Source organism: Methylomonas sp. MS20 (assembly GCF_050275925.1).
In the GTDB taxonomy this organism is placed as follows: Bacteria; Pseudomonadota; Gammaproteobacteria; order Methylococcales; family Methylomonadaceae; genus Methylomonas; species Methylomonas koyamae_A.
The window spans coordinates 2,942,660-2,968,722 of the sequence record NZ_CP189962.1 but is presented as its reverse complement, the minus strand read 5'-3'; the positions used below and the strand labels follow the sequence as shown (position 1 = coordinate 2,968,722).

The 26,063-nt window shown below is 56.4% G+C and carries 33 protein-coding genes; 22 read left to right on the top strand and 11 right to left on the bottom strand.

Annotation, left to right across the window (positions count from 1 at the left end; genetic code table 11):
- Window positions 1-49: 49 nt before the first annotated feature.
- The 3 genes from ctaD (at window position 50) to ACQE3D_RS13175 (ending at window position 3,270) form a co-directional block, all read left to right on the top strand.
- Complete coding sequence (gene ctaD / locus ACQE3D_RS13185) at window positions 50-1,666, top strand: cytochrome c oxidase subunit I (RefSeq protein WP_064030440.1); 1,617 nt, start codon at window positions 50-52, stop codon at window positions 1,664-1,666.
- 165 nt (window positions 1,667-1,831) lie between these two features.
- Entirely contained in the window at window positions 1,832-2,377 is a 546-nt protein-coding gene (locus ACQE3D_RS13180) for a cytochrome c oxidase assembly protein (protein WP_313730164.1), read from the top strand.
- Window positions 2,378-2,391: 14 nt separating this feature from the next.
- Window positions 2,392-3,270 (top strand): cytochrome c oxidase subunit 3, encoded by an 879-nt coding sequence (locus tag ACQE3D_RS13175; RefSeq protein ID WP_064030445.1) that lies wholly within the window; start codon window positions 2,392-2,394, stop codon window positions 3,268-3,270.
- A gap of 65 nt (window positions 3,271-3,335) precedes the next feature.
- Here ACQE3D_RS13175 and ACQE3D_RS13170 read toward each other — a convergent pair whose 3' ends face one another.
- Window positions 3,336-3,605 carry a twin transmembrane helix small protein gene (locus ACQE3D_RS13170; protein WP_313730165.1) on the bottom strand — a complete coding sequence of 90 codons (270 nt, stop codon included), beginning with the start codon at window positions 3,603-3,605 and terminating at the stop codon, window positions 3,336-3,338.
- A gap of 73 nt (window positions 3,606-3,678) precedes the next feature.
- Between ACQE3D_RS13170 and ACQE3D_RS13165 the strand changes: the two genes are divergently transcribed.
- From ACQE3D_RS13165 to ACQE3D_RS13120, 10 genes are all read left to right on the top strand, one after another.
- Window positions 3,679-4,425 (top strand): SURF1 family protein, encoded by a 747-nt coding sequence (locus ACQE3D_RS13165; protein ID WP_313730166.1) that lies wholly within the window; start codon window positions 3,679-3,681, stop codon window positions 4,423-4,425.
- 46 nt (window positions 4,426-4,471) lie between these two features.
- Window positions 4,472-5,008, top strand: a complete 537-nt coding sequence (locus ACQE3D_RS13160) for a hypothetical protein (protein WP_313730167.1) — start codon at window positions 4,472-4,474, stop codon at window positions 5,006-5,008.
- Window positions 5,009-5,013: 5 nt separating this feature from the next.
- The gene (ftsY, locus tag ACQE3D_RS13155; protein WP_427550933.1) at window positions 5,014-7,014 is read left to right on the top strand and encodes a signal recognition particle-docking protein FtsY; all 2,001 of its coding nucleotides are present in this window, start codon (window positions 5,014-5,016) and stop codon (window positions 7,012-7,014) included.
- Window positions 7,015-7,018: 4 nt separating this feature from the next.
- Window positions 7,019-7,675: a cell division ATP-binding protein FtsE gene (gene ftsE, locus ACQE3D_RS13150; protein WP_064030457.1), complete on the top strand. Its 657-nt coding sequence runs from the start codon at window positions 7,019-7,021 to the stop codon at window positions 7,673-7,675.
- A gap of 2 nt (window positions 7,676-7,677) precedes the next feature.
- Complete coding sequence (ftsX, locus tag ACQE3D_RS13145; protein ID WP_064030459.1) at window positions 7,678-8,640, top strand: permease-like cell division protein FtsX; 963 nt, start codon at window positions 7,678-7,680, stop codon at window positions 8,638-8,640.
- 5 nt (window positions 8,641-8,645) lie between these two features.
- Entirely contained in the window at window positions 8,646-9,089 is a 444-nt protein-coding gene (locus tag ACQE3D_RS13140; RefSeq protein ID WP_071158353.1) for a YcgN family cysteine cluster protein, read from the top strand.
- A gap of 92 nt (window positions 9,090-9,181) precedes the next feature.
- Window positions 9,182-10,108: a diguanylate cyclase gene (locus ACQE3D_RS13135; RefSeq protein ID WP_064030463.1), complete on the top strand. Its 927-nt coding sequence runs from the start codon at window positions 9,182-9,184 to the stop codon at window positions 10,106-10,108.
- 2 nt (window positions 10,109-10,110) lie between these two features.
- Window positions 10,111-11,037, top strand: coding sequence for a hypothetical protein (locus tag ACQE3D_RS13130; protein WP_313730169.1), 927 nt, complete (start codon window positions 10,111-10,113; stop codon window positions 11,035-11,037).
- Window positions 11,037-11,711, top strand: a complete 675-nt coding sequence (locus ACQE3D_RS13125; protein ID WP_313730170.1) for an HAD family hydrolase — start codon at window positions 11,037-11,039, stop codon at window positions 11,709-11,711. Before ACQE3D_RS13130 ends, ACQE3D_RS13125 begins: the two co-directional genes overlap by 1 nt.
- Before the next feature lie 34 nt (window positions 11,712-11,745).
- A complete protein-coding gene (locus ACQE3D_RS13120; RefSeq protein WP_313730171.1) occupies window positions 11,746-12,714 on the top strand; it encodes a beta-ribofuranosylaminobenzene 5'-phosphate synthase family protein in 969 nt (322 codons plus the stop codon).
- Here the strand turns inward: ACQE3D_RS13120 and soxZ are convergent.
- Both soxZ and ACQE3D_RS13110 read right to left on the bottom strand, forming a co-directional pair.
- The gene (gene soxZ / locus ACQE3D_RS13115; protein ID WP_064030551.1) at window positions 12,711-13,028 is read right to left on the bottom strand and encodes a thiosulfate oxidation carrier complex protein SoxZ; all 318 of its coding nucleotides are present in this window, start codon (window positions 13,026-13,028) and stop codon (window positions 12,711-12,713) included. The genes ACQE3D_RS13120 and soxZ overlap by 4 nt on opposite strands.
- Entirely contained in the window at window positions 13,028-13,489 is a 462-nt protein-coding gene (locus ACQE3D_RS13110; protein WP_313730172.1) for a thiosulfate oxidation carrier protein SoxY, read from the bottom strand. Before ACQE3D_RS13110 ends, soxZ begins: the two co-directional genes overlap by 1 nt.
- Window positions 13,490-13,607: 118 nt before the next feature.
- Between ACQE3D_RS13110 and ACQE3D_RS13105 the strand changes: the two genes are divergently transcribed.
- Window positions 13,608-13,802, top strand: coding sequence for a hypothetical protein (locus ACQE3D_RS13105; RefSeq protein ID WP_064030470.1), 195 nt, complete (start codon window positions 13,608-13,610; stop codon window positions 13,800-13,802).
- Window positions 13,803-13,986: 184 nt separating this feature from the next.
- On the opposite strand, the gene ACQE3D_RS13100 is transcribed toward ACQE3D_RS13105, so the two are convergent.
- The 3 genes from ACQE3D_RS13100 to nagZ are packed head-to-tail and all read right to left on the bottom strand — an operon-like array spanning window position 13,987 to window position 16,272.
- Window positions 13,987-14,721 (bottom strand): S-methyl-5'-thioinosine phosphorylase, encoded by a 735-nt coding sequence (locus tag ACQE3D_RS13100; protein WP_313730173.1) that lies wholly within the window; start codon window positions 14,719-14,721, stop codon window positions 13,987-13,989.
- Entirely contained in the window at window positions 14,718-15,272 is a 555-nt protein-coding gene (locus tag ACQE3D_RS13095; RefSeq protein ID WP_313730174.1) for a hypoxanthine-guanine phosphoribosyltransferase, read from the bottom strand. Before ACQE3D_RS13095 ends, ACQE3D_RS13100 begins: the two co-directional genes overlap by 4 nt.
- On the bottom strand, window positions 15,256-16,272 hold the full coding sequence (nagZ, locus tag ACQE3D_RS13090; RefSeq protein ID WP_313730175.1) for a beta-N-acetylhexosaminidase: 1,017 nt from the start codon (window positions 16,270-16,272) through the stop codon (window positions 15,256-15,258). Before nagZ ends, ACQE3D_RS13095 begins: the two co-directional genes overlap by 17 nt.
- Before the next feature lie 66 nt (window positions 16,273-16,338).
- Here nagZ and ACQE3D_RS13085 point away from each other — a divergent pair, with 66 nt between their 5' ends.
- Entirely contained in the window at window positions 16,339-16,746 is a 408-nt protein-coding gene (locus ACQE3D_RS13085) for a flagellar basal body-associated FliL family protein (RefSeq protein WP_064030476.1), read from the top strand.
- Here the strand turns inward: ACQE3D_RS13085 and ACQE3D_RS13080 are convergent.
- A complete protein-coding gene (locus ACQE3D_RS13080) occupies window positions 16,735-17,157 on the bottom strand; it encodes an HIT domain-containing protein (RefSeq protein WP_313730176.1) in 423 nt (140 codons plus the stop codon). The two genes, ACQE3D_RS13085 and ACQE3D_RS13080, sit on opposite strands and share 12 nt — an antisense overlap.
- Before the next feature lie 97 nt (window positions 17,158-17,254).
- Between ACQE3D_RS13080 and ACQE3D_RS13075 the strand changes: the two genes are divergently transcribed.
- Window positions 17,255-17,479: a DUF2149 domain-containing protein gene (locus tag ACQE3D_RS13075; RefSeq protein ID WP_281020484.1), complete on the top strand. Its 225-nt coding sequence runs from the start codon at window positions 17,255-17,257 to the stop codon at window positions 17,477-17,479.
- 13 nt (window positions 17,480-17,492) lie between these two features.
- Here ACQE3D_RS13075 and ACQE3D_RS13070 read toward each other — a convergent pair whose 3' ends face one another.
- The 4 genes from ACQE3D_RS13070 to ACQE3D_RS13055 are packed head-to-tail and all read right to left on the bottom strand — an operon-like array spanning window position 17,493 to window position 19,721.
- Window positions 17,493-17,948 (bottom strand): roadblock/LC7 domain-containing protein, encoded by a 456-nt coding sequence (locus tag ACQE3D_RS13070; protein WP_281020483.1) that lies wholly within the window; start codon window positions 17,946-17,948, stop codon window positions 17,493-17,495.
- A gap of 17 nt (window positions 17,949-17,965) precedes the next feature.
- Window positions 17,966-18,379 carry a roadblock/LC7 domain-containing protein gene (locus tag ACQE3D_RS13065; protein ID WP_064030484.1) on the bottom strand — a complete coding sequence of 138 codons (414 nt, stop codon included), beginning with the start codon at window positions 18,377-18,379 and terminating at the stop codon, window positions 17,966-17,968.
- 25 nt (window positions 18,380-18,404) lie between these two features.
- On the bottom strand, window positions 18,405-18,953 hold the full coding sequence (locus ACQE3D_RS13060; protein ID WP_082885617.1) for a V4R domain-containing protein: 549 nt from the start codon (window positions 18,951-18,953) through the stop codon (window positions 18,405-18,407).
- A gap of 24 nt (window positions 18,954-18,977) precedes the next feature.
- Entirely contained in the window at window positions 18,978-19,721 is a 744-nt protein-coding gene (locus ACQE3D_RS13055; RefSeq protein ID WP_313730177.1) for an OmpA family protein, read from the bottom strand.
- 437 nt (window positions 19,722-20,158) lie between these two features.
- Here ACQE3D_RS13055 and ACQE3D_RS13050 point away from each other — a divergent pair, with 437 nt between their 5' ends.
- The 6 genes from ACQE3D_RS13050 to ACQE3D_RS13025 all read left to right on the top strand — a co-directional run bounded on the left by ACQE3D_RS13050 (window position 20,159) and on the right by ACQE3D_RS13025 (window position 26,026).
- Window positions 20,159-20,368: a hypothetical protein gene (locus tag ACQE3D_RS13050; RefSeq protein ID WP_064030488.1), complete on the top strand. Its 210-nt coding sequence runs from the start codon at window positions 20,159-20,161 to the stop codon at window positions 20,366-20,368.
- Window positions 20,369-20,910: 542 nt separating this feature from the next.
- Complete coding sequence (locus ACQE3D_RS13045; RefSeq protein ID WP_313730178.1) at window positions 20,911-22,689, top strand: NAD(P)H-dependent oxidoreductase subunit E; 1,779 nt, start codon at window positions 20,911-20,913, stop codon at window positions 22,687-22,689.
- Between the two features lie 2 nt (window positions 22,690-22,691).
- Window positions 22,692-23,408 (top strand): 2Fe-2S iron-sulfur cluster-binding protein, encoded by a 717-nt coding sequence (locus tag ACQE3D_RS13040; protein WP_071156248.1) that lies wholly within the window; start codon window positions 22,692-22,694, stop codon window positions 23,406-23,408.
- Complete coding sequence (locus ACQE3D_RS13035; protein WP_313730179.1) at window positions 23,398-23,937, top strand: NADP oxidoreductase; 540 nt, start codon at window positions 23,398-23,400, stop codon at window positions 23,935-23,937. Before ACQE3D_RS13040 ends, ACQE3D_RS13035 begins: the two co-directional genes overlap by 11 nt.
- 77 nt (window positions 23,938-24,014) lie before the next feature.
- Entirely contained in the window at window positions 24,015-25,514 is a 1,500-nt protein-coding gene (locus ACQE3D_RS13030) for a Ni/Fe hydrogenase subunit alpha (protein ID WP_313730180.1), read from the top strand.
- Window positions 25,514-26,026, top strand: coding sequence for a hydrogenase maturation protease (locus ACQE3D_RS13025; RefSeq protein ID WP_313730181.1), 513 nt, complete (start codon window positions 25,514-25,516; stop codon window positions 26,024-26,026). The genes ACQE3D_RS13030 and ACQE3D_RS13025 overlap by 1 nt, the downstream gene beginning before the upstream one ends.
- Window positions 26,027-26,063 lie beyond the last annotated feature (37 nt).

Sequence of the window (26,063 nt, the reverse complement as noted above, 5' to 3'; positions counted from 1 at the left end):
GGTTTTATAGCGTTGAACTCACTATCTATTATTTCTTGAGGTATTACGTATGACTGCTGTCGTAGCTGAACATGATGATCACCACGATCACCACGATCACGGCCCGGATAAGGGTATTCTGCGCTGGATAATTACCACCAACCATAAAGACATCGGCACGATGTATCTGGTGTTCTCGCTGGCGATGTTTTTCGTCGGCGGTAGCATGGCTTTGATTATTCGCTCGGAATTGTTCGAGCCGGGATTGCAATTCGTCGATCCCAACTTCTTCAACTCGATGACCACGATGCACGCATTGGTGATGGTCTTCGGGGCGGTGATGCCGGCTTTCGTCGGTCTGGCCAACTGGATGATTCCGATGATGATCGGCGCGCCGGATATGGCGCTTCCGCGGATGAACAACATGAGCTTCTGGATGTTGGTGGCCGGCGTGTTGCTGATCGCCAGTACCCTGTTCATGGAGGGCGGCGCGCCTTCGGCTGGTTGGACGCTGTATCCGCCACTGGTATTGCAAACCGGAAAAGCCTTGCCGTTCGCGATCTTCGCGGTTCACTTGCTGGGTGTGTCGTCGATCATGGGTGCGATCAACGTGATCGCGACCATTTTCAACATGCGCGCCCCGGCAATGACTTTGATGAAAATGCCGCTGTTCGTCTGGACCTGGCTGATCACCGCATTCCTGTTGATCGCGATCATGCCGGTTTTCGCCGGTGCGGTGACGATGCTGTTGACCGACCGTTTCTTCGGCACCAGCTTCTTCGACGCGGCCGGCGGCGGCGACCCGGTGTTGTATCAACATATCTTTTGGTTTTTCGGTCATCCCGAAGTGTATGTGATGATTCTGCCGACCTTCGGCGTGGCTTCGACCATCATTCCGGTGTTCGCTCGCAAACCGTTGTTCGGTTACGCTTCGATGGTCTACGCGACCGGCGCGATTGCATTCCTGTCGTTCATCGTTTGGTGCCATCACATGTTCACGGTCGGTCTGCCGATTGCCGGCGAACTGTACTTTATGTATGCGACGATGCTGATCGCGATTCCGACTGGCGTGAAAGTATTCAACTGGACCGCGACGATGTGGAAAGGCTCGATGACCTTCGAAACGCCGATGTTGTTCGCGATCGCGTTCGTGGTGTTGTTTACGATGGGCGGTTTCACCGGTTTGATGATGTCGGTCGCGCCGGTCGATTTTCAATATCACGATACCTACTTCATCGTGGCCCATTTCCATTACACCTTGGTACCGGCTTCGGTTTTCATTCTGATGGCCGCCGGTTATTTTTGGCTGCCTAAATGGACCGGGCATATGTACAACGAGAAAATCGGCAAACTGCATTTCTGGTTGTCGGCGATTTCGGTCAACATCCTGTTTTTCCCGCAGCATTTCCTGGGTCTGGCCGGCATGCCGCGCCGTATTCCGGACTATGCGATTCAATTCGCGGATTGGAACATGGTGTCCAGTATCGGCGCTTTCATCTACGGCTTCAGTCAATTGCTGTTCGTTTACATCGTCATCGATACGATTCGCGGCGGTACCGGCGAGAAAGTCACCGACGAAGTGTGGGAAGACGCCAGCAAGCATAGCTTGGAGTGGACCGTAGCGTCTCCCGCGCCTTACCACACGTTTGCCACCCCGCCGGAAAAAATTCCGACAGAGCATTTTTAATCGCTAGGCGGGCGGCTTGGACGGCGACCCTCCTGTCGGCACGATCCGACAGGAGGGCGCGAGGATAGAGATGAATATCAAGACTAAAAATATTTTGACCGCGCTGGCCTTGGTCGCGGTGGCGTTGACGATTTATGTGTTCGCGGTGATGAAGGCCATGTCGCAATGAGCGGCGACGAGTTGCGTGGTAAAAACCGCAGACTGGCCGCGAAACTGATCGGCGTGGCGGTGCTGATGTTTGGTTTCGGTTATGCGCTGGTACCGCTTTACGACGTGCTTTGCGAACTCACCGGACAAAACGCCACGCTGGAAAGCGTCGCCAAGACCGAATCCGAGTTCAAGGTCGACGAGTCCCGGGAAATCACGATGGAGTTTTTGACGTCGCTGAATCGTGCGGTGCCGATGGACTTTAAGGTGGAAACGCCCAGTCTGAAGATTCATCCGGGCCAATATTATTCGGTGGGATTTCACGCGAAAAACTTGAGCGATCGCAGGATTAAGGTACGCGCGGTAGCGACTTACACGCCGGGCTTGGTCAAGGAATACGTCACAAAGGTGATTTGTTTTTGCGAGTTGGAACAGATATTCGATCCGAACGAAGAGAAGAACATGACGGTTCGTTTGGTTGTCGATCCGAAACTGCCCGAGCGCTATAAAAACATTACGCTGTCTTACACTTTTTTTGAAATTACTGAAAAATCTGAAAATTAACGAAGGGGAAGGTTATGTCTACAAACACAGCTTATTACATCCCGCATAAAGCCACTTGGCCGGTGATGGCCACCGCCGGTTTGATGCTGACGCTGGCGGGCTTTGCAAACCATTTGAACGGCAACTCGATCGGCTCCGGCATGATGTTGGCCGGTTTCGTGGTGTTTCTGGTGATGTTGGGCGCGTGGTTTGCGTTGCAAGCAACCGAAAGCGAGTCCGGCATGTACAACCACGGCGTCGGTATTTCTTACCGGATGGGCATGATGTGGTTTATTTTCTCCGAGGTGATGTTCTTTGCGGTGTTCTTCGGCGCGCTCTGGTACACCCGCAATCTGTCGGTGCCCTGGTTGGGCGCGACCGACGGCGCGTTCGTCAGCGGTCCGGGTCGTTCGACCTTTACGTTGTGGGACGGCTTTAGCTCGACTTGGCCGACCAACGGTCCCGGTAAAGTCGGCGGCGATTTCGAGCCGATGGGCGCCTTCGGTTTACCGTTGATCAACACCTTGTTGCTGTTATCCAGCGGCGTTACTTGCACCTGGGCGCATCACGGATTGTTGGCCAAGCATCGCGGCCAGCTGATCAAAGGCCTGTTGGCTACCGTCGGCTTGGGCTTTTTGTTTGTCGCCTGCCAAGCTACCGAGTACTACGAAGCCTATCACGAGATGGGTTTGACGCTGGGTTCCGGGATCTACGGTTCAACCTTTTTCATGTTGACCGGTTTCCACGGTTTCCACGTTTGCGTCGGTGCGATCATTCTGTCGGTCGTGCTGTTCAGAAGCTGGAAAGGCCATTTTACGCCGGAAAATCATTTCGCTTTCGAAGCGGCGGCATGGTATTGGCACTTTGTCGACGTAGTCTGGTTGGGCTTGTTTGTCTTCGTTTACTTGATGTAAACGCCTGCTTTCGTTAACGAAAAAAAGCGCGCTCGGCGACGAGCGCGCTTTTTTTTTGCCGGCGTTTAGCGGCCGGGATTTTGAGGAGCGGATGACGCCGGTTTTTGGTCGGCGTGCATTCTGGCGCCCAGGCCGTGCGGTTGAATCAGGCCGGCGGCCAAGGCCAGCACCAACAAAATAAACAAGCCCAGCGACAAGCCAATTCTAAACGTCAGGGCTTTGGCGGTTTTACGCGAATCTTCGTCGCTTTTGTGTCTGACCAAATGAAACAGCGCCGAGCCCAGGCTGACTAAAATGGCGAGAAAAGCGACAATAACGAATATTTTGATCGGCATGGCGGGAAAGTCGGCGCAAAAGCGCCATTCTCGACGATTCCCAATGGCTTGCCAATACTTAGGGCGGTTTTAGATGATTAAATTTCGGCTGTTTCCCATGGAGTGGCGCTGGTCGCCGGCCCTATTGGTGGCTTATGTCGCAATGATGGTGTTGCTATGCAATCTGGGCTTCTGGCAATTGCGCCGCGCGGATGAAAAACAAGCTTTGCTCGACGCGCAACACGCCGCGCAAATGTCGGTCGCGCTGGATTTGAACCAGCGGATACCGGGCGAGCCGGAGCTAGAGGCGATTCGGTATCGCAAGGCGACTTTACAAGGGCATTACGACGACGCCCATCAATTATTGCTCGACAATCAGGTACACGACGGCCGGCCCGGATATTTGGTGTTTACGCCGTTTTTGCCCGCCAACGGCCAAGCCGCGGTTTTGGTCAATCGCGGCTGGTTGCCGCTGGGCCGAGATAGGCGAGTAGTCCCCGATTTAAGCATCGATACGCCGGTCGAACAGTTGCGCGGCCGCATCAACCGTTTTCCCGACGTCGGCATTCGGCTGGCTGGCGGCGGGACGCCGGGCGAAGGCTGGCCGGTTCGCACTCAGTACGTCGATTTGGCTGCGCTCGGCGTCAAATTCGGCTACGCGCTGGCGCCGTTCCAACTGGAATTGGATGCGGATCAACCCGCCGGCTATCTGCGGGATTGGCGCATCAACGTGGTCATTCCGCCGGAAAAACACCGGGCCTATGCAGTACAATGGTTCGGTTTAGCGCTAACGCTAAGCACCCTAATGTTTTGGAACAGTCTTCGTAAACGTCGTGAGTAAACAACAATTAAAAATAAATCGTCTCACCATTTTAGGAATCTTCGCAATGACGGCGATTCCATTTAGCATCGCTTGGTATTTGGCGGCGCATCCGGACATCGTCAGATTGGGGACCAATCATGGCGAGTTGATTCAACCGCCGGTTCAGACCGAAACGGTCGGTTTCGTCGGTGCCGACACGTTTTCCCAAGAAAATATCGGGGAGTTGAAGGGGCACTGGGTACTCATTAATCCGGTATTCGGCGCGTGCTCGCAAGTGTGCGCCGATGCCCTGCATAAATCCCGGCAGATCGGTCTGATGATAGGCAAGGATATCGCCCGAGTGCGGCGCTTGGCTTTGCTAAGCGACGGACAAGTCGCGCTGCCCGGCGAATGGCGCGAGGATGCGCGCCTGCTGAAAGCGCTGCCGGCCGATGGCTTGCGGTCGGGATTGTCCGGGATCGCCGGCCAGGCGCCTGTCGAGGGTGCCTTGATCATCATGGACCCGCTGGGCAACCTGATGATGAAATACCCGCCCGGATTCGATCCCTACCAAGTCAGAGACGACTTAAGCAAACTCCTCAGAATTTCCCAAATCGGTTAATAAACATGTTCAGAAGATTATTATTGTGCGGGGCCGTCCTGGCGCTGCTGGTCATCGTGGTCGGCGCCTATGTCCGCCTCGGCCACGCCGGCTTGGGTTGTCCGGACTGGCCCGGTTGTTACGGCAAAGCCGTCGTCGCCGATACCGACCAATTCAAGGCCGACGCGGCGGCCGCGTTCGCCGGGCAAGCGGTTGATGTCGCCAAGGCCTGGAAGGAAATGGCCCATCGTTATTTAGCCGGCGCACTGGCGGTTTTGGCGCTGTTGGCGCTGCCGTTCGCTTGGCGCGAGCAAAAACGCGGCCTCGCGGTCGGCTGGACCCTGGTTATCGTATCGCTGATTGCCAGCCAGGCGGCGTTGGGTATGTGGACCGTAGCCTCCAAGCTAACTCCTGCGGTCGTTACCGGACATTTGTTATTGGGATTCACGACCTTTTGGGCGCTGGTTTGGGCTTATCTGCGCTTGGATCCGGCGCTGAGCCGGCGTTCGGTTAGTTCCGGGCCTATGTGGCTGACCGGATTGGCGATGTGCGTGGTGCTGGCGCAGATCGCGTTGGGGGGATGGGTCAGCAGCAACTACGCCGGGCTAGCGTGCGACGATTTTCCGCGCTGCCAAGGGGTTTGGCTGCCGGCGGCCGATTACTGGCAAGCATTGAATCCGTTCCGTCCGGAAGGGCAGTTGTTGAACGCCGCCGCGCTAGCGGCGGTTCACGCCGTTCATCGGCTGGCGGCCGGCCTTACCTTCTTGGTCGTGAGTGCGTTGATGCTGGTGGCGACCAGCGACCGCTATCCCAAGCCGGTACGCTTGGCCGGCAATCTGGTCAGCCTGGTTTTGCTGCTGCAAATCGTATTAGGGATCTTCAGCGTCAAATATAGTCTGCCGCTGGGATTGGCGGTTGCGCATAACGCGGTGGCGGCTTTGTTGATGGTGCCGTTATTCGCGATTGCCTTGTACAGCCGTTACGGTTTTCCCGAAGCCGAAGCCGAAGCCGAAGCCGAAGCCGAAGTCATTGCCGGCGAAGCGGCGATTCCGGCAACCGCCGGCGAGGTGGCTTTTGCGCCGGTATCCGTCGAAGCGCCGGTGGCGGAGAGTCTGTTTCAACGCCTGAGCAATCAACTGCAAAAAACCCGCGGCGGTTTCGGATCGGTGCTGAGCAGCTTGGCATTCGGCAAGAAAGCGGTGACCAAGGGCTTGTTGGTCGATCTGGAGGCGAGTTTGCTGATGGCCGACCTCGGCATCGAAACGACGACGCAATTGATCGAACATTTGCAAAAATCGTTGGAGAGCGAACAGCTGGCCGACGGCGATGCCTTGCTCGCCGCGTTAAAGCAGGAACTGCTGACGATACTGAAACCCTGCTCGCAAGGGCTAAAAATCCCGCAACGCGACGGACCATTCGTGATTCTGGTGGTCGGCGTCAACGGCGTCGGCAAAACCACGTCGATAGGCAAATTGGCGAAGCGCTTGCAGCAACAAGGGCATAGCGTGATGCTGGCGGCCGGCGATACTTTCCGGGCCGCGGCGGTCGAGCAGTTGCAGACCTGGGGCGAGCGCAACAACGTCGCGGTCGTGGCGCAACACACCGGCGCCGATTCTGCATCGGTGATCTTCGACGCGCTGCAGTCGGCCAAATCCAAGGGCGTGGACGTGTTGATCGCGGATACCGCCGGTCGTTTGCATACCAAGTCCAACTTGATGGACGAGTTGAAAAAGATCAAGCGGATCATGGCCAAATTGGACGACAGCGCGCCGCATGAAGTGTTGTTGATTCTGGATGCCGGCACCGGCCAGAATGCGTTGTCGCAGGCTAAAATATTCAACGAAGCGGTTGGCTTGACCGGTCTGGCCCTGACCAAACTGGATGGTACCGCCAAGGGTGGCATCATTTTCGCGTTGGCCAATCAATTGCACTTCCCGATCCGCTTCATCGGCGTCGGCGAGAGCATCGACGATTTGCAGGACTTCGATGCCGAGCAGTTCGTCGAGGCCTTGTTCGCTAAAGACTAACGCCATGCTCAAGTTCGAACACGTCAGCAAACGTTACCCTGACGCCGGCGAGGCCTTGATCGACGTCAGCTTTCATTTGCAAAAAGGCGAAATGGCGTTTCTGACCGGCCGCTCCGGCGCCGGCAAAAGCACATTGCTGAAATTGATCGCGATGATGGAGCAATGCACGCGCGGTAACATTTTCCTGGACGGTCAGCTAATCAACCGGGTCAGCGAGCGTAAAGTGCCGTATTTGCGGCGCGGACTCGGTCTGATCTTTCAGGACTATAAACTGCTGAACGATAGGACCGTGTTCGATAACGTGGCGTTGCCGTTGGTGGTGTCCGGCTATCAGGCCAATGAAGTGGCGAGGCGGGTGAGGGCGTCGCTGGACAAAGTGGGGCTGCTCGGCAAGGAGCGTAAATATCCGCTGGCCTTGTCCGGCGGCGAACAACAACGGGTCGGCATCGCCAGGGCCATCGTCAACAAACCCAAGTTGATAATCGCGGACGAGCCGACCGGCAACCTGGACCCGGATCTGTCGGCCGAAGTCATGCATATGTTCGAGCAGTTCAAGCAAGTCGGAGTTTCGGTGTTGATCGCCACTCATGATATCGAGCTGGTTCACGTGCTGGGCTATCGGGTCCTGACTTTGGACAAAGGGCATTTGGTGGCGAGTTGACGATGAGACAAGTACAGCGCAAACATTTCGGCCAGCGCTTGAACGACCGTTTCCAGGCGTATTTGCTGAATCACGCCCACGGTCTGTTTTCCAGTCTCGGCCGCTTGACCCGTTCGCCGTTCACGTCGGCGATGACGGTGCTGGTACTGGCGATCGCGGTGTCGTTGTCCGGCGGTTTTTACATTGGCGTCGCCAACATTCAGCAATTGACCGGGAATTTGGAGAGCAGCAATCAAATGTCGCTGTTTTTACACGACAACGTCACCGACGCCGCCGGTCAGAAGCTGGTCGAACAACTGCGGCAAAATCCCAGCGTGGATGCGGTTAAGTTGATCACCAAGCAGCAGGCTTTGGACGAGTTCAAGGCCAATAGCGGTTTCGGCGACGCGTTGAATGCCTTGGAACAAAATCCGCTACCCAGTGTGGTCCAGGTTCAACCTAAGCATACCCTGGAATCCAACGCCGACATCGAAACGCTGATGGCGGAGTTCAAACAATTGCCGCAAGTCGATTTCGTGCAAGTGGATATGCAATGGGTGGCCCGCTTGCAGACCATCATGACGATTGCTAGCCGCGGCGTGATGTTGGTCAGTTTGCTGTTGGGTTTCGCGGTCACCTTTATCACCGGCAACACGATTCGGCTGGAGTTGCAGAATCGTCAAGACGAAGTCTATATTTCCAAATTGGTCGGCGCTACGAATGCCTTCATTCAGCGGCCGTTTCTCTACACCGGGTTTTGGTTGGGATTCATCGCCGGTTTTCTGGGCTGGTTGATCGTGACGGTGATGTTGCTGATCTTGGAGTCGCCGGTCGAGAAATTGTCGGTACTCTATAACAGCGCCTTCGAATTATTGTTTCTGAGTTTCGGCGAGTTTTTGCTGTTGCTGACGATTTCTTCGGCGCTGGCCGTCTGCGGCGCTTGGGTTGTGTTGCATTATCAATTGCGCTTGCTGAAGCCGGAGTAGTCGCGATGAACTTTTGGGAAACCAAGACGCTGGCCGAAATGACCACCGAAGAATGGGAGTCGTTGTGCGATCGCTGCGGCAAGTGCTGTTTGAACAAACTCGAAGACGAAGATACCGGCGAGATCGCGCTGACTCGCGTCGTTTGCGATTTGATCGATTTGGACACTTGTTCTTGTAGCCGCTATGCCGAGCGCTGCACATTGGTGCCGGATTGTTTGGACTTGAAACAACACGATTTCAGCGCGTATCACTGGATGCCCGACACCTGCGCCTATCGTTTGTTGCTGGATGGAGAGGCGTTGCCGGAATGGCATCCGCTGATTTCCGGGCGGCTGGACACCGTGGCGGAGGCCGGCATTTCGGTGACTGGGTTCGCGATCAAGGAATCGGAAGTCGACGATATGGAAGACCACATCATCGCTTGGCTGCCGCCGAAACCCAGGGATTAGCGATGTCAAACATCGTCGTCGACCCTCTTACCCTACTTTTTGGCAGGTTGAACTAAAATCGTGTTCGTTAAAGGGAGGATTAGGCGGAGCGTATGAAAGTTTTAGTCGTCGACGATAGTAAGGCGATACGGCAATTGGTGGCGGAGTGCCTCCGTGAATTGCGGCATCAAGTAGACTTTGCCGAAAACGGAGCGGAAGCCCTGCAATACGTTGCCGATCAGGACGTCGATCTGGTGTTGATGGATGTCGAGATGCCCCGCTTGAACGGCTTCGAGGCAACTCAGGCCATCCGTGAGTTGCGAAAATCCGATTGGTTCCCGATCGTGTTCTTGACCACGCGCACCGACGACGACTCGTTTTGCCAAGGCATACTGGCGGGCGGCGACGCGTACTTGCAAAAGCCGCTGAATCCGCTACGTTTGCGGTACACGATGGTGGCGATGGAGCGGATTTACTTGATGCGCCAAAAGTTGCAAAAATCCCAGCAACAGCTGCAATTGGCCAACCAAGAGCTGGAGTGGCTGTCGCAGAGCGATCAATTGACCGGGTTGGCGAATCGCCGCCGCTTGGATAGCGTATTAGCCCTGCAATTTGCGCTGGCGCAGCGCAATAATTCGGTACTATCGGTGTTGGTTTGCGACATAGATTACTTCAAGAAATACAACGACAGCTACGGACACGTGCGCGGCGATGAATGCCTGGTCGAGGTCGCCAAGGCCTTGTCCGATCAGTTGCGTCGCAGTACCGATCTAATTTGTCGGTATGGCGGCGAGGAGTTTGTCGCGGTCTTGCCGGCGACCTTGTTGGTTGAAGCGCGCGAATTGGCCGAACGGATGCGCCATGCGGTCCAGGCTCTGGGCATTGCTCACGCCTCGTCCGAGTGCGGACGCGTGACGCTCAGCATCGGCGCGGCCGCGCACCTCGGCCAATACTCGTCCCCGGACGAATTGATCAAGGCCGCCGACGCCGCGCTTTATCGCGCCAAGCAGTTGGGCCGGAATCGGGTGGAAATAGGTTGAACATGTTCAGGCCCAAGGATTTCATCGAAACAGGCGAGCAGCTGATTTTCGCGGTGGTCGCCGACGGTTTGGAGGCCGGACGTATTCTGTGCTTTCTGCGCTACGCGATGTTGGACGGCGCTTGGCGTAAAGTCGATAGCGATACGGCCAACGCCCATTTAGCGGCGCATTATCCGCAATACCTACATTACTCGGCGCGCTTGGATGCTCGCTTGCACGCGGTACCGGAAACCGCGGTAATTCGACATTTTCATCCCCGCCACAGCCTGCAAGGCTTATTGGAAGTAGAGCCCAGCGATCCGGTGCTGGCTGATTTGCACAGTCTCTGCACCTTGTTCCGCCGCCGCGGTTTGGACATGGATCAGTTCGGCGTGACCGGATCGTTGCAGGTCGGCATGCAAAAACACAGCTCGGATATCGATCTGGTCTGTTACGACCGCGAAATCTTCCACCGGGCTCGCAACGTCGTACAGTGGCTGATCGCCGAGGACCATTGTCAGGTTCTGGACGATGCGGATTGGTTGGAAGCCTATCGGCGCCGCGCCTGCGATTTCGCGTTGGACGAATATATTTGGCACGAATTGCGGAAATACAACAAGGCCATGATTAACGGCCGTAAATTCGATCTGACCTTGCTGGCGCCGATGCTGGAAAGCGAAACGCGCGAATATCGCAAGTTGGGCGCTATCGAATTGCAAGCCAGAATCAGCGACGATTTTCACGCCTTCGATTATCCGGCTGTTTTTTCGATAGACCATCCGCAAGCGGACAGCATAGTCTGTTATACCGCGACCTACTGCGGGCAGGCGCAAACCGGCGAAGTCGTGGCGGTTGCCGGCTTGCTGGAAGTCGACGATACCGGCCGACGGCGGGTTGTAGTCGGTTCCAATCGCGAGGCGCTCGGAGAATATATCAAGGTATTACGCTAATGGCCGGAACGCTTGCCGGCCTGATTCTCGATCTGGACGGCTTGGCGATCGATAGCGAATCCACGTACCGGGCGGCCTGGCGAGCGGCGGCGGCGGAAATGGGCTACCGATACTCGGATGCCGACTGGGCAGGTTTGCTCGGCTTGTCCGGGCCGGAAGTACTGGCCGGATTGGCTAATCTGGCCGGCGACGGTTTCGATCAGGCGCGCTTTCGCCAGTTAAGCGGCGAAATTTGGCTGGCCCAAGTCGAAACGGACGGTATCGCGGTCAAGCCGGGTTTACCGGAATTGCTGGAGGCCGCCCAAGCCGCCGGCATCCCGTATTGTATCGCCACCAACAGCCGGACGGCTGCAGCGCGGCGCAGTCTGGCCTATGCCGGCCTGGCCGAGACGTTTCCGTTACTGGTCGCGGTCGATCAGGTGGCGCGCGGTAAGCCGGCGCCCGACGTGTATTTGGAGGCGGCCAGGCGGCTGGGTTTACCGGCTTCGGCCTGTCTGGCGCTGGAAGACTCGCCGGTCGGCGTGGCGGCGGCGGTTGCGGCCGACATCCGTTGTTGGCTGGTGCCCTCCAGCTATCCTGTCGATGCGCTGGCCGGTCGGCAGGCCGAGCGGGTACTGTCCGACTTAAGGGAAGCCGCCGATTTTATCTCGGCCGCGCGGTCGCTTCCGTTATAATGCGGCCTCGTTTTTTGGTCTTGGAATCCCGGTGGTGAAAGCGCAGTTCGAAACGGTCACGGTGGTGGCGCCAGCCCGATTACACATGGGCTTCATCGATTTGAGCGGTGGTTTGGGGCGGCATTTCGGCAGCATCGGTTTGGCGGTAGAGGAAATCAACACTCGCTTGACGCTGAGCGCCGCCGAGACGCTGACCGTGGTCGGTCCGGAGACCGAGCGGGCCGGCCGTTGTCTTGGACAATTGTGCGCGCGTTTGGGGGTTTCCGATCGGCTGCGTCTGGCGTTGGAAACCGTGATTCCGGAGCATATCGGCTTGGGCTCCGGCACGCAGATGTCGCTGGCGGTCGGCGCCGCGTTAAGCCGATTTTACGGTCTGGGTTTGACGGTACGCGATATTGCGTTGCTGTCCGAACGCGGCGCCCGCTCCGGAATAGGTATCGGGATTTTCGAAAAAGGCGGTTTGGTTGTCGATGGCGGCCGCGGTCCTGAGACCAAAACGCCGCCGCTGATAGCGCAAATGCCGATTCCGGACCATTGGCGGTTTATCCTGGTGTTCGATCAGCGTGGCCAGGGTCTGCATGGCGAACAGGAGATTAGCGCGTTCAGCCGGCTGCCGCCGTTTCCGCAAGCCAGTGCCGAGCGATTGTGTTATTTGTTGTTGATGCAGGGCCTGCCGGCGTTGGCGGAACAAGATTTGCCGAGGTTCGGTGCGGTGATTACCGAGTTACAACGGGCGGTCGGCGAGCATTTCGCGCCGGTGCAGGGTGGAATTTTCACCAGCCCGGACGTGGCGGCGGCGATGACGATGTTGGAGAAGGCCGGCGCCGTGGCGATCGGCCAGACGTCCTGGGGGCCGACCGGTTTCTGCGCGGTCGAGTCCCCTCGGCGAGCCGCCGAGTTGGTTCAAGCCCTGGAGTCGCAGTTTGCTCAATCGCCGCTTAGCTTCTTAGTAGCCAGTGCGCGCAACCAGCCGGCCTGCTTGATTTCCGACGAGTTTGCTTAGTCGTCGCGTTCGACGAGTTGGTGTTCTATCCGGTCTTGATTGCCGAGGTTGTCCAACCACATCACGCTGATTCGATCACCGACACTAGCGCGCAGCCGAAATACGAAAAACGGATTCTTGGAAACGCTGCCGGCCATGTTGACCGAAAGCGTCGGCGTGCCGTTTAAAGTCAAGGTCAGGGTTTGAATATAGTGAGCCGGAATTAGCGCGCCATCGGTGTCGCGGTTACGGCCGTTTTCCATCGGATGTTGATTCAAAATCCGAATTTCCCAAAATCCCGCCAGCGCTCGACTTCTAATTTTAATCGTACTCATCAGCCGGTTCCGCATCCGCCCACGCTGACTTCCACACTACGCCGATTGCGTAGCCAAGCCGCGCCGCGCTTGGCCAGGACCACCACCTCTCCAGAACCGGCCATCTTGATTTGCGTGCTCACGAAGGCCAAGGCCGTCGGCGAGAGTTCGATTTCGGCGACCAGTGGGTTGGGATTGTGAGCCACATAGATGACGAACCGCTCAATCTCTTCCAAAGAGCTGGCGACGGTGATCGGCACGAAAGCGCCGTTTTCGGCAACGGCCGGTAAGGTCAATTCCAACGTTGGGGTATCTTGGATTCCGGTATCGGACAATATCGCCAAGATCTCTTCCAGCCGGGTCTTGGTCGGCGACGATCCGGCCGCCGAGTCGGCTAGGGCGGGCTTGATGTCGGTTGTGAGCGCGTAAGCGCTCAGGCTTAGGCCGAATGTTGTCAGGAAAGTGCGGCGGTCATAAGTCATGCCCAAATAACCTTGCTTTTTTTGATGTATATCAAAATTTTTCGATTTCGGTTTGTTATCGTTAGCACCGTTGAAATTGTTTCAGCACCATCTACAACAACATACAGGAAGGTACAAAATGAATGAAGTTCAAGAAAAAGACAATTTTTGGCTCTACATCGCTCTGGCCGTCGTTATGGTCGCTGGTGCGGTTTTCATGGTGAAAAACGCGGAGCACGATAAATACGCTACCGCCGCTAAAAACATCGCCGAAGATTCGTCCAACTCTGCTTATCGTTCGGATGTGCTGCACAAAAACGGTCTGACCAAATAAGGCCGTTACGATTTAATGGAGACGTCGCGAACTGCATTCTCCTATCCACTTGTGGGTTTGCGGCGGTGACAGGGAAACTGCGTTAGGTCCCGCTATAAAAAGAAACCGTGGTTTCTTTCAATTGGGGTTTTGCCGAGGTGTCCGGGCTTCGGCAAAACCCTTCCCGAATATGTTTCTGCCTACCTCAAGCCTGTGCCACGGCTGTTAGCAACATGATCGCCTGATTCATGCCTTGGTGCAGGTTTTTTTCGATTTCCGCCATCGTGATTTCGCCGGCGACGACGCCAGCCGCCCAATTGGCAACCACCGAAACATTAGCGTAAGCGATGCCCAATTCGCGAGCCAGTGCCGCCTCCGGCATGCCGGTCATGCCGACCAAATCGCAGCCGTCGTTCGCCATGCGTTTGATTTCAGCCGGCGTTTCCAGGCGCGGTCCTTGCGTGCAGCCGTAGGTGCCGTGGTTTACGGTGGCGATGCCGGCTTGTTCGGCGGCGGCGACGATACGAGCCCGTAAGGCCGGTGTATAGGGTTCGCTGAAATCGATGTGGGTGACCTGTTCCAGATCGTCGGCGAAGTAGGTATGTTCGCGGCCGTAGCTGTAATCGATCAATTGATCGGGAATCGCGATGACCGCCGGTGCCATCTCGCGGCCAATGCCGCCAACCGCCGCGACCGCGATAATTTCGGTCACGCCCAAGGCTTGCAAGCCCCAGATATTCGCCCGATAGTTGATTTTATGCGGCGGTATTCGATGTGGGTTGCCATGCCGGGCTAAAAACACCAGTTTGCGGCCGTCGAGCTCGCCGAATACGTAAGCGGCCGACGGGGCGCCGAACGGCGTATCGAGGCTTTGTTCGCCAGTGATAAGTAGGTCCGGGATTTGGGTCAGGCCGGTGCCGCCGATAATAGCCAAGGTCATAATACTTCCTTGCAGGCATAGACACCTGCGGCGTTTCTGAGATAACCCTTGTAATCCATGCCGTAGCCGAATAAATAATGGTTTTCCACGTTCAAGCCGACAAAATCCAATGCGATCGGTTTGGGCTCATCGAGTTGTTTGTCAAAAAGCGCCGCCGTGTAAACGGCTTCGGCGCCTCGCTGTTGGCAGTAATCGACGATGGCGCGCAAGGTATGGCCTTCGTCGAGGATGTCGTCAATCACTAGCACCGTCCGTCCCGCCAACGGCGTGGTCGGCGTAAACAGCCAGTGAATCTCGCTGCCGGAGGTGGCGTTCCGGTAGCGGCTAGCGTGGATGCTGTCCAACATCAGCGGAAAGTCCAGGCGCGGCAACAGTTTGCCGGTGGCGATGATGCCGCCGTTAATCACGCACAATAGCAGCGGATTGCGGTCTCGCAGCGCGGCGGTGATATTGGCGGCCATCAAGTCCAGTGCGGACTCGACTTCGGCGGCGGCGTGCAGTTGTCGCGCGTGCCGTTGGACTTGATCGATTTCTTCAAGCAGGGGATTCATAAAGCTCTTGGAGTTGTTTGGAAATTTGTTGCCATTTCGGCAGTTGTTGCAGCTGTTCTCGGGTGAATTTGGGCTGGCCGCGCATGGCTTGCAAACGCGCTTCGCCGGCACGGCGTTCGCGAACCGGCAGATCGTCTAAGACTTGCTCGGCCGCCGCCGAATTGTTGCACACCAACACCATGTCGCAGCCGGCTTCCAGCGCTAAACGCGCCCGATCGGTGTAGTCTCCGATACCGGCGGCGCCGTTCATGCTCAAATCGTCGCTAAATATCGCGCCGTTAAAACCCAGCTCGCCGCGCAATATGTCTTGCAGCCAAACGCCGGAAAAACCCGCCGGCAAGCGGTCGATGCGTGGATACACCACATGGGCCGGCATCACGGCTTCCAGGCCTTGTTCGATCAACGCATTAAAAGGTACGAGATCCTCGGCGCGTATGCTTGCCAGATCGCGATCGTCGATCGGTAGGGTCAAGTGCGAGTCTAGCGCGACGGCGCCGTGGCCGGGAAAATGCTTACCGGTCGCGGCCATGCCGGCCGCGCGCATGCCGGTACGGAAGGCTCCAGCCAGTTGGGCCGCTAAGGTCGGATCGCCGGAAAACGAACGATTGCCGATGATTTCGCTAACGCCGCGATCGACATCCAGCACCGGCGCGAAGCTGAAGTCTACGTCGATGGCGAGCAATTCGGCGGCCATCAACCAACCGGCTGCTTCAGCCAATTCCGGTTTGTCGGCGTACTTGGCCGCCGCGGGCAGGCGGGTAAATCCGTTCTGAAAGCGCTGAACTCGGCCGCCTTCCTGATCGACGGCAATTAAAATGTCGCCGCTACGTGCCTTGCGTATGTCGGCAATCAATGCCTCGACTTGCGCCGGATGATCGAAATTGCGAGCGAACAATATCAACGCGCCGGTATTGGGATGGGCGATTTTTTCCCGATCCGCCGCCGTCAGGCTGAGCCCGTCGATGTCTATCATGACCGGACCGATGGCTTGTGGTTTCATGGTGATAAATGTCTAAATTGGAATATACTTCTGGAGCTTGAACCCGACATTATATGAGGAATCCCCGTGCGTACTTTGGTTTTGTTGATCAGTTTGTTGCTGTTACCCGGTTTGTCCGCCGCCAACTCCGGCGAAAAAAAAGCCGATGAAAGCGCCGGCCCGGTCATCGAGTATTTGGAGATGAAGCCGGCCTTTACCGTCAATCTGGCCGAGCCGAAAAAATACCTGTTGTTGAACGTGCAGTTGCTGGTGGAAGGGGCCGAGCCGGTCGAAAAAATCAAAAAACACATGCCGTTGCTGCGCCATGAAATGATTATGATGTTGAGTGGCTTGCATGCCGCCGACTTGCAAACGATGGAACAACGCGAAGGTCTGCGTTTGAAAACCAAGGAAATGATCACCGGTTTGTTGACGAAAATTCAAAATCCGGATGGCTTCCGCGATGTGTTCTTCTCCGAATTCCTAATCCAGTAACTGACCGCGCAGAGCTTGGCGCATTTGCTCGATGCGCCGTTCCACCTGATCGCCGGCATAGGGTTGCGGCGGAAACTTCCCCCAGATGGGTGCCGGCCAGGCCGGATCGGTCCGATAGCGGGCGATATGATGAATATGCAGTTGCGGTACCAGATTGCCGATCGCCGCGACGTTGAGTTTGTCGGGCCGAAACATCGCCGTCATCGTTTCCGCCAATAGGCAAGATTCCGTTAGCCACAACGTCCGATCCCGATCATTCAGTTGATATAACTCCGTCAAGCCGCCGCGTTGCGGTACCAAAACAAACCAGGGATAGGCGCTGTCGTTCATCATCAGCAGCAGGCTCAGCTCGAACCGGCCGACTTCGTGGCAATCTTGTCGCAATTGCGGGTGGAGGTGGAACGAGGACATGGGCTTCTCGACTAAAGATGATTGACGGACGGTTTTCAGACTTCACCATGATAACGGCTAGCGATGGGCCAATCAAAGTCAAGACATTTTCCATGCCATGGAAATCCCACTGAATCCGTTTAACAGCGACAAGGTGATTGTCGTTAAGAATCCGGGTGAAGCGAATAGGGAAATGATGATCAAGGACGGCGAGAAAATGGAGAAATACCAATCGACCGGCAAAATCGGTCAGGGCGAGGGTATGAAAGCCGGCGTGACCTATCGACTAAAAGACGACGGTTCGTTCGTCTACGTACCCGAGGACAAGCCGGCCGGTCCGTAAGTTTGGCGGCACTTTAGCGCTTGGCCTTTACCGGTTCACTGAGGGCGGCGGCCAGGTTGGTGGTCTTGGGGCAAGCGATACATAGCACCACCGGGCCGATATTGAGCACCGCCACTTTGCTGGCCGAGCCGACGATGACCAGTTGCTCGATGTCGCCCAACTTTAAAATCGTCGAACTGTCGCGGGCGACGCCGATGCTGTCTTCGATCAACGCGCCCAGTGCGTCGGCGTGCGGCAGTTGACCGGCACTGGCCAGAATCAAGCCCTCGTGGTAAGCGGCGCAGGCGTCGATGCCTTTGATCCGCACCACGCCATCGACCAGTGTTTGCAATGCGGCGATGAATTCGCCGCGCTTGGTGCGCAGGGAGGCGCTGGTACTGACTAGATCGTCCGATGGCTGGCGTTGGGCCGCCGAGTAGGCCGCCGCCAAGCGATCGAGCTCGGCGAGTTGCGATTCGAACCAATGCATGGCTGCGGTGAGTCTGGTTATTTGAATAGGTAGCTGGAAAACAGTTTTTTCAGCATAGGCACGGTTTCTTTCAGTTCGAAGCGGACCCTGCCCAACAAAGCGTCGCGTTTGGTCACCAACGCCAGCATGAAACCGGCTTCGATCGGCGTCGACAGAATATAGCCCTCGGCGTTTTCGCAGATCACCATTTGGGTTTGATGATGGCCGACATGTCCGGCGGCTTTGGACGCGGCGCCGAATACCACTTGCACCGAGGCGCCGATGGCGTCGGTATTGATCTCGTAATCGCGGTGGATGTGGGTGACGAATCCGTCGCTGTCGACGATGGCCGCAGCGGAAACTCCCTGTATGCTCATCAAATTCCGCAGAATCGATTCGATTTCCGCCGATTGCGAGGCTCTGGGCTCCAAAGCGTGGATGTTGCTGTTCATGATACGCTCCAATGTGTCGTCATAATTACAGTAGGTCGACCCGGATCAGGCAGGTTTTGTCGCCCAGGGCGTTGCACTTGGTTTCGGTGGCTTTGACGTTGCGCTTGAAAAATGCCTTGACGATGCCGCCGACCATGCCGGCCTCGAAATGGCAAATCGGCGCCGCCACGTTATGGATGCCGGCGCAGGAGACGCATTCGTCCACCCGCAATTCCAACAATCCACTGGATAGATCGACCTTGTCGGGCACCACCAAGCCGATGCAAAGTTGCCGGCACAATTGCTGGATCTTGCCGACATAGGTTTCCAGATCCTTGTCGACGTTGGCCGCGACGATTTGGCCCAGCGTACTGCCGAGGCTTTGTCCGGAGTGGTATACCAGCGACGGTGCGCCCTGGCCGAGGATGTCCTCGACGTTGGAGCCCAGTGCCACCATCCGCAACACCTGAAACAGGCGAATAGGGATGAGCGGACCGAGGTCGTTGCGGTTTTCGATGCCGAATTCCCCGGACAAAATACCCTCGAGAATTTGTTGTTGCGCCAGTTGGTAGTCGGTTTTGTTATTGGTTAGCATGCCTTGTCCTCTTGGGGAGTGCGTTTAGGGCGTCAAACAGCGTACTTCGGCGCGCCGGTTCAACTTTTGGCCGTCCGGCGTGTCGTTGGAAGCCGCCGGTCTGTTCCAACCTTCCGTGGCGGTTTCGATGGGCGCGGCAATACCCTGTGCGGTCAGCCACTTTTGTAGGGCTTCCGCGCGCGCTTGGCCGAGTTGGCGGTTGGACGCGTCGTTGCCCAGATTGCAGGTATGCCCGACGATTCGGATACCCTGATTGCATTGTTTGACTTGTTCGAGCAGACGGTTTTTCTCGGCCCCGGACAGCCGAATCGGCTTAGTGGAATTGAACTTGAAATACACCGTGTAAACCGGATCGGTGTTGGCTGGCGCCGGGCCGGCGGCGGTGGCTTCGGTTGGCAGCTTTAGCTCGGTTTGCGCTTCGGCGACCGGGGCTGGTGAGGCGGCGACCGATTCCGTCTTGCTCTCCGCCGGTGCCGTTGGCGCGGCGTCATTGGTCGGCTGCTGCTTGGCAACGACTTCCGCCTGCTCGGTTGGCGGAGGGGGCGGAACAGGTTGAGCCGGAGCGGCATTGCTGGAACGGTCTGGCGTCTCCGGCCATTCCAACTTTGGCAGCGGATGGTTGCGTATCCAGTACACGCCGATTGCCGCGATCACTAACAACAGCAAGCTCCAAACGACCCAGGTCCGGCTCGCCGGCGGGTGCGATTCGGCGGCGGGACGAAGAATGCCGTCCAAGCCGTCGAGATCGAGTGATCGATGTTTTTTCATACAATTTCCTTGATGTGAATCACAACCAAGACTCAGTTTTTTTGATTGTACTCCCGGAATTCGTGTTTGTGGAATCGAGGTATATCGGCAAGTGTTGGGCTTGGCGTTCGCCGCGCAGGCAAATCTGGGAGAGGCATTGTAAGATCGTCATTTCCATCGGCTTGCCAGGAATCATAAGGAACCGGTTGAAATCGGTTTGTCATAATGGCCTTGTAGACTGATCGCCGAAATCTAGTCGCGGTATCGTAGCGCCAATCCAAACCGAGTTGCCGCTACCTGTTCGCGCTGACAATACTGACTCGAAACTGACAAACATGTCCGACAACGCGGCGCATAGCATGACCATGGATTCTAACTTGTTGAATGGAAATGATGAAATACTTGGCGCGACATCTGCTGGATATTCAAGGAGTTCTATAAACCCAGGGGTGAATGTCATGGAAACTTTTTCAAACGATAATCTCGAGTTTGGCGATACCCGGACTGATTTCATCGAAATGCTAAGTCATCAATTTGTGTCGATGACCGGATGCGGTGTCTACGTGTATCTAAACCCGTTGGCGATCAACAGTTTGTACAACCAATATTTAAGCGAATCCATGCCGATTCGAACCTTCGCTCGGCAATGCGTTAAGGATTTGCTGTAACAGCGGCCTTAGTGTTGATGTTTTAGTGCTTCGCTCCGGGATCCGGAGCAGTTCTCCCACTGTTTGTTACTTTGCAGTTCGCCCGGTTTTTTTGGACCGGATTTGTGACGAATGGTTTGGCACGTCAAGTTCGCACCAATTTACGTCTGGCCTGGCCGACCTAGGGGGCGGCAGGTCAGCTTTGTGTTGTTCGGCGTTCCGTAAGTCAATCCACCGAAGCCGGTTAACGGCTTGTCGAATTTCAGATGAAAATACCCTTGCCGCTCGGTAGATTTCGTATGCTGGTGTCCCCGGCCTGATCAAATTGGATTGGTGAGCTCCGCGAAAGGTCGAGACCGATGGGTTTACTTGGGTTTGCGGGACGTTTTGGAGTAAAACGCCGGTCGTTTTGAAAAATTTGCCGAATAGTCCTCACAAATTGTCTAGTATTAACGCAGATTGATTGCTTAGTTTCGCCAGGTAGTTTCATGTTTCGAAAGCCTTGGTCCTGGCGTTTTCCGGGCAGTTGCTAAATTTCTTGCTCAACCAAACGGTGCGAAACGATGAAGACGTTTATTCAGACCGTGCTGGCGGAAGCCGATGCTCGAGCGGTTAATCTGCTGCAAATCCTAAGAGCCGTCCAAGCCCGCTACCAGCATATTCCCGAGGAAGCCATCGAATTGCTGGCGGAAGGCTTGTCTATTCCGCGTACGCAAATTCTCGGTGTCGTCGAGTTTTACAGCTTCTTGCATATGACCCCGCAAGGTCGTTATGACTTGTTAATCAGCGATTCGATCACCGATCGGATGTTGGGTAACCAGTTTGTGTTGGATTATCTTGCCGAGCGTTTGGCGGTTCAGGTCGGTCAGGTCCGGGCGGATGGCTTGGTGAGTTTAAATCGTACTTCGTGTACCGGTATGTGCGATCAAGGGCCGGCCGGCTTGGTCAACGGATTGGCTTTAACGAGCCTGGATATAGCTCGGCTCGAGGAAATCGTCGAGTTGGTGAATCAGCAAACGCCGCTGTCGCAGTGGCCGGCGACATTGTTTGCGGTCGCCGATAACATTCATAGACCTGGACTATTGCTTAGCGAACCCTTGGTCGCTGGCGATGCGTTGCGGGCGGCGTTTGAGCGCGGTCTGCCGGAAACGTTGGAGGAACTCGACCGCTCCGGTCTGCGCGGCCGCGGTGGCGCGGGCTTCAAAACGGCGGTGAAATGGCGGTTTTGCGCCGATGAGCCGGCCGACACCCGTTTCGTGGTCTGCAACGCCGACGAGGGAGAGCCCGGTACCTTCAAAGACCGGGTGTTGCTAAACAGCTATGCCAGTCAAGTTTTCGAAGGTATGACGCTGGCGGCAGCGCTGATTGGCGCCCAACAAGGGTTTTTGTACCTGCGTGGCGAATATTTGCATCTGCACGAACAATTGCAGGGTGTATTGACCGAGCGCCGCGCGTCCGGCTTGCTGGGCGAGAATATCCTCGGCCTGGGATTGAACTTCGATATCGAAATCCGTCTCGGCGCTGGCGCGTATATTTGCGGCGAGGAATCGGCGCTGATCGAATCGTTGGAAGGTAAGCCCGGCATACCCCGCAATCGGCCGCCTTATCCGGTGACCAGCGGCTATTTGAATAAACCGACGATCGTCAATAACGTCGAAACCTTTTTGGCCGCCGCTCACATAGCCGTACGCGGCGGCGCTTGGTTTGCCGCGGTCGGCACCGAAAAATCCGCCGGCACCAAGATTCTCAGCATTAGCGGCGATTGTGCACGGCCGGGCATCTACGAGTACCCGTTCGGTACTCGTATTCGCCAGGTGCTGGAAGACTGCGGCGCCGTTGACGTATTGGGAGTTCAGATCGGCGGACCATCGGGTACGTTCATTTCCAATCGGGAACTGGACCGGGCCTTAGCCTTCGAAGATCTAGCCACCGGCGGTTCCTTCATTGTCTTTAACTGCAGTCGGGACATCCTAAGGATCGTTCAAAATTTCACCCATTTCTTCGCTCACGAGAGTTGCGGATTTTGCACGCCATGCCGGGTTGGGACCTCGTTGTTGAAAAAGCAGTTGGATAAAATCGTCGACGGTCATGGTTCGGCCGGCGATGTCGTCGAGCTGGAAAATCTTTGTCAGTTAGTGAAACACCACAGCCATTGCGGCCTGGGACAAACCGCGGCCAACCCGATCTTGAGCACATTGGAACGCTACCCCGACGTCTACGAAAAACAATTGAAGCAGATCAGTTACGAACCTGGGTTCGATTTGGACGGCGCGTTGGCGATTGCCCGCCGCATGGCGCATCGCGACGACGCGGCCGCGCATTTGTCGCAACTGGAGGATTGAGCATGACAGGTACCATCACCATCGACGGGCAAATCGTCCCGTTCCAAGCAGGACAAACCATCATCGAAGCCGCCACCGCGGCCGGCATCTACATTCCGCATCTCTGCCACAAGCCCGGTTACACGCCCCACGGCAGTTGCAAATTATGCACGGTCAACGTCAACGGTCGGAACTGCTCGGCTTGCACCTTTCCAGCTGTTGATGGCCAAACCGTGATAAACAATAGCGCCGAGCTGCAGCAAGACCGCCGTCGCATCACGCAGATGCTGTTCGTCGAGGGCAACCACCTATGTCCGTCTTGCGAGAAAACCGGTAACTGCCAATTACAGGGCGTCGCTTACTATTTGAATATGACGGACAACCACTTCCCGCACTTTTTCGCCCACCGGGAAATGGATGCTTCGCATCCGGACATTTTGATCGATCACAACCGTTGCATTTTTTGCAATCTCTGCGTGCGGGCGAGTAAGGAAAAAGACGGCAAAAACGTGTTTGCGATCGCCGGTCGCGGCATCAATAAGCGTTTGGTTGTCAATTCGGTCAGCGGGCTGTTGAAGGACAGTGACGTCAGCATCGACGACAGCGCGGTGCACGTGTGCCCGACCGGGGCGCTGTTGATCAAGCGCACCGGTTATCAAGTCCCTATCGGGCAACGTATTTACGATCATCGCCAAATCAGCGAAGTGGCGCTGTTCGCGGAGGGAAGTCATGAGCAATAAAATTAAGGTCGCGACCACCTCGTTGGCGGGTTGCTTCGGTTGCCACATGTCGTTTCTGGATATCGACGAACGCCTGTTGACCTTGGCCGAAGTCGCCGAATTCGACCGTTCGCCGATCACCGACATCGAGCACTGCGGTCCCTGCGACATCGGTTTGATCGAAGGTGGCGTCTGCAATTCGGAAAACGTGCATGTACTGCGCGAATTTCGGAAGAACTGCAAGATCCTGGTGGCGGTTGGCGCTTGCGCGATCAACGGCGGCTTACCGGCGATGCGCAACCACATCGATCTGGAAGATTGTCTGATGGAAGCGTATCGAGACGGCATCGGCGTTGAAAATCCGCAAATTCCCAGCGATCCGGAATTGCCGTTGTTACTGAACCAGGTGCACCCAATCCACGAAATTGTCAAAATCGACTATTTCCTGCCCGGTTGCCCGCCGTCCGCCGACGTGTTCTGGACCTTCCTGACCGCGTTGGTCGAGGGCCGAGAACCCAGCCTGCCTTACGAATTGGTGCATTACGATTGAGCCGCGCGCCCGTTTGGCGTCGGTCCGAGTAAATGACGTCGAGCGCGGCCCGCCGTCCCGTTAAAGAGAGAATATTTATGTACGAGCATCTTGAAACCGCCGTCAATCCCGCCGGCCTGAAACGGGTCGTGGTTGATCCCGTCTCTCGCGTCGAGGGTCATGGAAAAGTCACGTTGTTGCTGGACGCCGAGAATCGGGTCCAGCAAGCCCGGCTGCACATCGTCGAATTTCGCGGCTTCGAAAAATTCATTCAGGGCCGGCCGTATTGGGAGTTGCCGGTGTTGGTGCAACGGCTCTGCGGCATTTGCCCGGTTAGTCACCATCTGGCGGCGGCCAAGGCCATCGATCAATTGGTGGGCGTCGATCCGGCCGATCTGACGCCAGCCGCCGACAAACTGCGCCGCCTGTTGCATTTCGGCCAAGTTTTACAATCTCATGCTCTGCACTTTTTTCATCTTTCCAGCCCGGACTTGCTGTTTGGTTTCGATAGCGACATCGCCAAGCGCAACGTCATCGCGGTGCTGGCGGAATACCCCGAGATCGGCCTGCAAGGCGTGAAGCTGCGCAAGTACGGTCAGGAAGTCATACGGATGGTGTCCGGCAAAAGGGTGCACGGTACCGGCGCGATACCCGGCGGCATGAACAAGGCTTTGAGCCGAGACGAGCGGGATTATTTGTTGCGGGATATCGATCAGGTGCTGGCTTGGGCCGAATCGGCGGTGGCCTTGATCAAATCGGTGCATACCGCCAACCTGCCGTATTACGACGAGTTTGCGACGATACGCAGCAATTATCTGGGCTTGATCAAGCCGAACGGTGCGATGGAGCTTTATCACGGTGGGATTCGCGCCAAAACCGACAGCGGCGCGACGATAGTCGACCACTACGATTATTGCGCTTACACCGATTTGATCCATGAAGAGGTGCGCTCCTGGAGTTATATGAAATTCCCGTATCTGACCGCATTGGGCAAGGCCGACGGTTGGTATCGGGTGGGACCCTTGGCTCGGGTCAACAACTGCGATTTCATCGATACGCCGCTGGCCGAAGCAGCGCGGGTCGAGTTCAAGCAACACGGTGGGGAGGCCATGGTGCACAGCACCTTGGCTTTCCATTGGGCGCGGTTGATCGAATTATTGCATTGCGCCGAAGGTATTAAGATTTTGTTGCGCGATTCCGACGTGATGAGTAGTCATTTGCTGGCTCAAGGCGAAAAGCGTTACGAAGGTATTGGCGTGATCGAAGCGCCGCGCGGTACCCTGTTTCATCACTATCAGATCGATGACAACGACATCGTCACCAAGGCCAATCTGATCGTTTCGACGACCAGTAACAACATGGGCATGAACGAGTCGGTACGTCAGGTCGCGGCTGAATACCTGTCCGGGCGCGAGTTGACCGAGCCGTTGCTGAACAGTCTGGAAGTGGCGATACGCGCTTACGATCCTTGCTTGTCTTGCGCCACGCATGCGGTTGGCAAAATGCCGTTGCAACTCGAATTGGTGGATGCCGAAGGCCAAGTGATTGATCGGTTGATTCGGCATAGTGACGGTGAATTCGAGCACGGTTTGGCCTGATGACGGCGCTCAAACCGGTTCTGGTGTTTGCTTACGGCAACCCGAGCCGAGGTGACGATGCCCTCGGACCTCTGCTATTGGAGGCTCTGGAAAACCAAGTCGGCACCAACACCGTCGAATTCATCGTCGATTTTCAGTTGCAAATCGAGCACGCGCTGGATTTACAGGGGCGGCGTGTGGCGATATTCGTCGATGCGTCGGTCAAGGTTCTGGCGCCCTACCAATTCGGCCGGCTGGCGCCGCTACGCGACCGGAGTTACACCAGCCATGCGATGAGTCCGGCGGCCTTGCTGGACGTTTATCAGGCGCTGTACGGCGAGCCGCCGCCGGCTTTCTTATTGGGCATCGCCGGCTTGTCGTTCGAGCTCGGCGAGGCGCTTAGCCCTGGCGCCGCGCAAAACCTGGCGCTGGCTGTCGAATTCGCCTGTCGCTTGCTGAGCGGGTCGGCGGAGGATATATTAGCCGCCGCCATCAAAGTCGTTCCGCCTTTAGACCTCGCCGTTCCGGCTTGAGCGGCGCCAGCGACTTTTCCAATTTTTCACAGGATTA

Bases quoted from the DNA above. Each gene is read 5' to 3' on its own strand.
- ctaD (WP_064030440.1), top strand. From the start codon at position 50: ATGACTGCTGTCGTAGCTGAACATGATGATCACCACGATCACCACGAT.
- ACQE3D_RS13180 (WP_313730164.1), top strand. From the start codon at position 1,832: ATGAGCGGCGACGAGTTGCGTGGTAAAAACCGCAGACTGGCCGCGAAA.
- ACQE3D_RS13175 (WP_064030445.1), top strand. From the start codon at position 2,392: ATGTCTACAAACACAGCTTATTACATCCCGCATAAAGCCACTTGGCCG.
- ACQE3D_RS13170 (WP_313730165.1), bottom strand. From the start codon at position 3,605: ATGCCGATCAAAATATTCGTTATTGTCGCTTTTCTCGCCATTTTAGTC.
- ACQE3D_RS13165 (WP_313730166.1), top strand. From the start codon at position 3,679: ATGATTAAATTTCGGCTGTTTCCCATGGAGTGGCGCTGGTCGCCGGCC.
- ACQE3D_RS13160 (WP_313730167.1), top strand. From the start codon at position 4,472: ATGACGGCGATTCCATTTAGCATCGCTTGGTATTTGGCGGCGCATCCG.
- ftsY (WP_427550933.1), top strand. From the start codon at position 5,014: ATGTTCAGAAGATTATTATTGTGCGGGGCCGTCCTGGCGCTGCTGGTC.
- ftsE (WP_064030457.1), top strand. From the start codon at position 7,019: ATGCTCAAGTTCGAACACGTCAGCAAACGTTACCCTGACGCCGGCGAG.
- ftsX (WP_064030459.1), top strand. From the start codon at position 7,678: ATGAGACAAGTACAGCGCAAACATTTCGGCCAGCGCTTGAACGACCGT.
- ACQE3D_RS13140 (WP_071158353.1), top strand. From the start codon at position 8,646: ATGAACTTTTGGGAAACCAAGACGCTGGCCGAAATGACCACCGAAGAA.
- ACQE3D_RS13135 (WP_064030463.1), top strand. From the start codon at position 9,182: ATGAAAGTTTTAGTCGTCGACGATAGTAAGGCGATACGGCAATTGGTG.
- ACQE3D_RS13130 (WP_313730169.1), top strand. From the start codon at position 10,111: ATGTTCAGGCCCAAGGATTTCATCGAAACAGGCGAGCAGCTGATTTTC.
- ACQE3D_RS13125 (WP_313730170.1), top strand. From the start codon at position 11,037: ATGGCCGGAACGCTTGCCGGCCTGATTCTCGATCTGGACGGCTTGGCG.
- soxZ (WP_064030551.1), bottom strand. From the start codon at position 13,028: ATGAGTACGATTAAAATTAGAAGTCGAGCGCTGGCGGGATTTTGGGAA.
- ACQE3D_RS13110 (WP_313730172.1), bottom strand. From the start codon at position 13,489: ATGACTTATGACCGCCGCACTTTCCTGACAACATTCGGCCTAAGCCTG.
- ACQE3D_RS13105 (WP_064030470.1), top strand. From the start codon at position 13,608: ATGAATGAAGTTCAAGAAAAAGACAATTTTTGGCTCTACATCGCTCTG.
- ACQE3D_RS13100 (WP_313730173.1), bottom strand. From the start codon at position 14,721: ATGACCTTGGCTATTATCGGCGGCACCGGCCTGACCCAAATCCCGGAC.
- ACQE3D_RS13095 (WP_313730174.1), bottom strand. From the start codon at position 15,272: ATGAATCCCCTGCTTGAAGAAATCGATCAAGTCCAACGGCACGCGCGA.
- nagZ (WP_313730175.1), bottom strand. From the start codon at position 16,272: ATGAAACCACAAGCCATCGGTCCGGTCATGATAGACATCGACGGGCTC.
- ACQE3D_RS13080 (WP_313730176.1), bottom strand. From the start codon at position 17,157: ATGTCCTCGTTCCACCTCCACCCGCAATTGCGACAAGATTGCCACGAA.
- ACQE3D_RS13075 (WP_281020484.1), top strand. From the start codon at position 17,255: ATGGAAATCCCACTGAATCCGTTTAACAGCGACAAGGTGATTGTCGTT.
- ACQE3D_RS13070 (WP_281020483.1), bottom strand. From the start codon at position 17,948: ATGCATTGGTTCGAATCGCAACTCGCCGAGCTCGATCGCTTGGCGGCG.
- ACQE3D_RS13065 (WP_064030484.1), bottom strand. From the start codon at position 18,379: ATGAACAGCAACATCCACGCTTTGGAGCCCAGAGCCTCGCAATCGGCG.
- ACQE3D_RS13060 (WP_082885617.1), bottom strand. From the start codon at position 18,953: ATGCTAACCAATAACAAAACCGACTACCAACTGGCGCAACAACAAATT.
- ACQE3D_RS13055 (WP_313730177.1), bottom strand. From the start codon at position 19,721: ATGAAAAAACATCGATCACTCGATCTCGACGGCTTGGACGGCATTCTT.
- ACQE3D_RS13050 (WP_064030488.1), top strand. From the start codon at position 20,159: ATGGAAACTTTTTCAAACGATAATCTCGAGTTTGGCGATACCCGGACT.
- ACQE3D_RS13045 (WP_313730178.1), top strand. From the start codon at position 20,911: ATGAAGACGTTTATTCAGACCGTGCTGGCGGAAGCCGATGCTCGAGCG.
- ACQE3D_RS13040 (WP_071156248.1), top strand. From the start codon at position 22,692: ATGACAGGTACCATCACCATCGACGGGCAAATCGTCCCGTTCCAAGCA.
- ACQE3D_RS13035 (WP_313730179.1), top strand. From the start codon at position 23,398: ATGAGCAATAAAATTAAGGTCGCGACCACCTCGTTGGCGGGTTGCTTC.
- ACQE3D_RS13030 (WP_313730180.1), top strand. From the start codon at position 24,015: ATGTACGAGCATCTTGAAACCGCCGTCAATCCCGCCGGCCTGAAACGG.
- ACQE3D_RS13025 (WP_313730181.1), top strand. From the start codon at position 25,514: ATGACGGCGCTCAAACCGGTTCTGGTGTTTGCTTACGGCAACCCGAGC.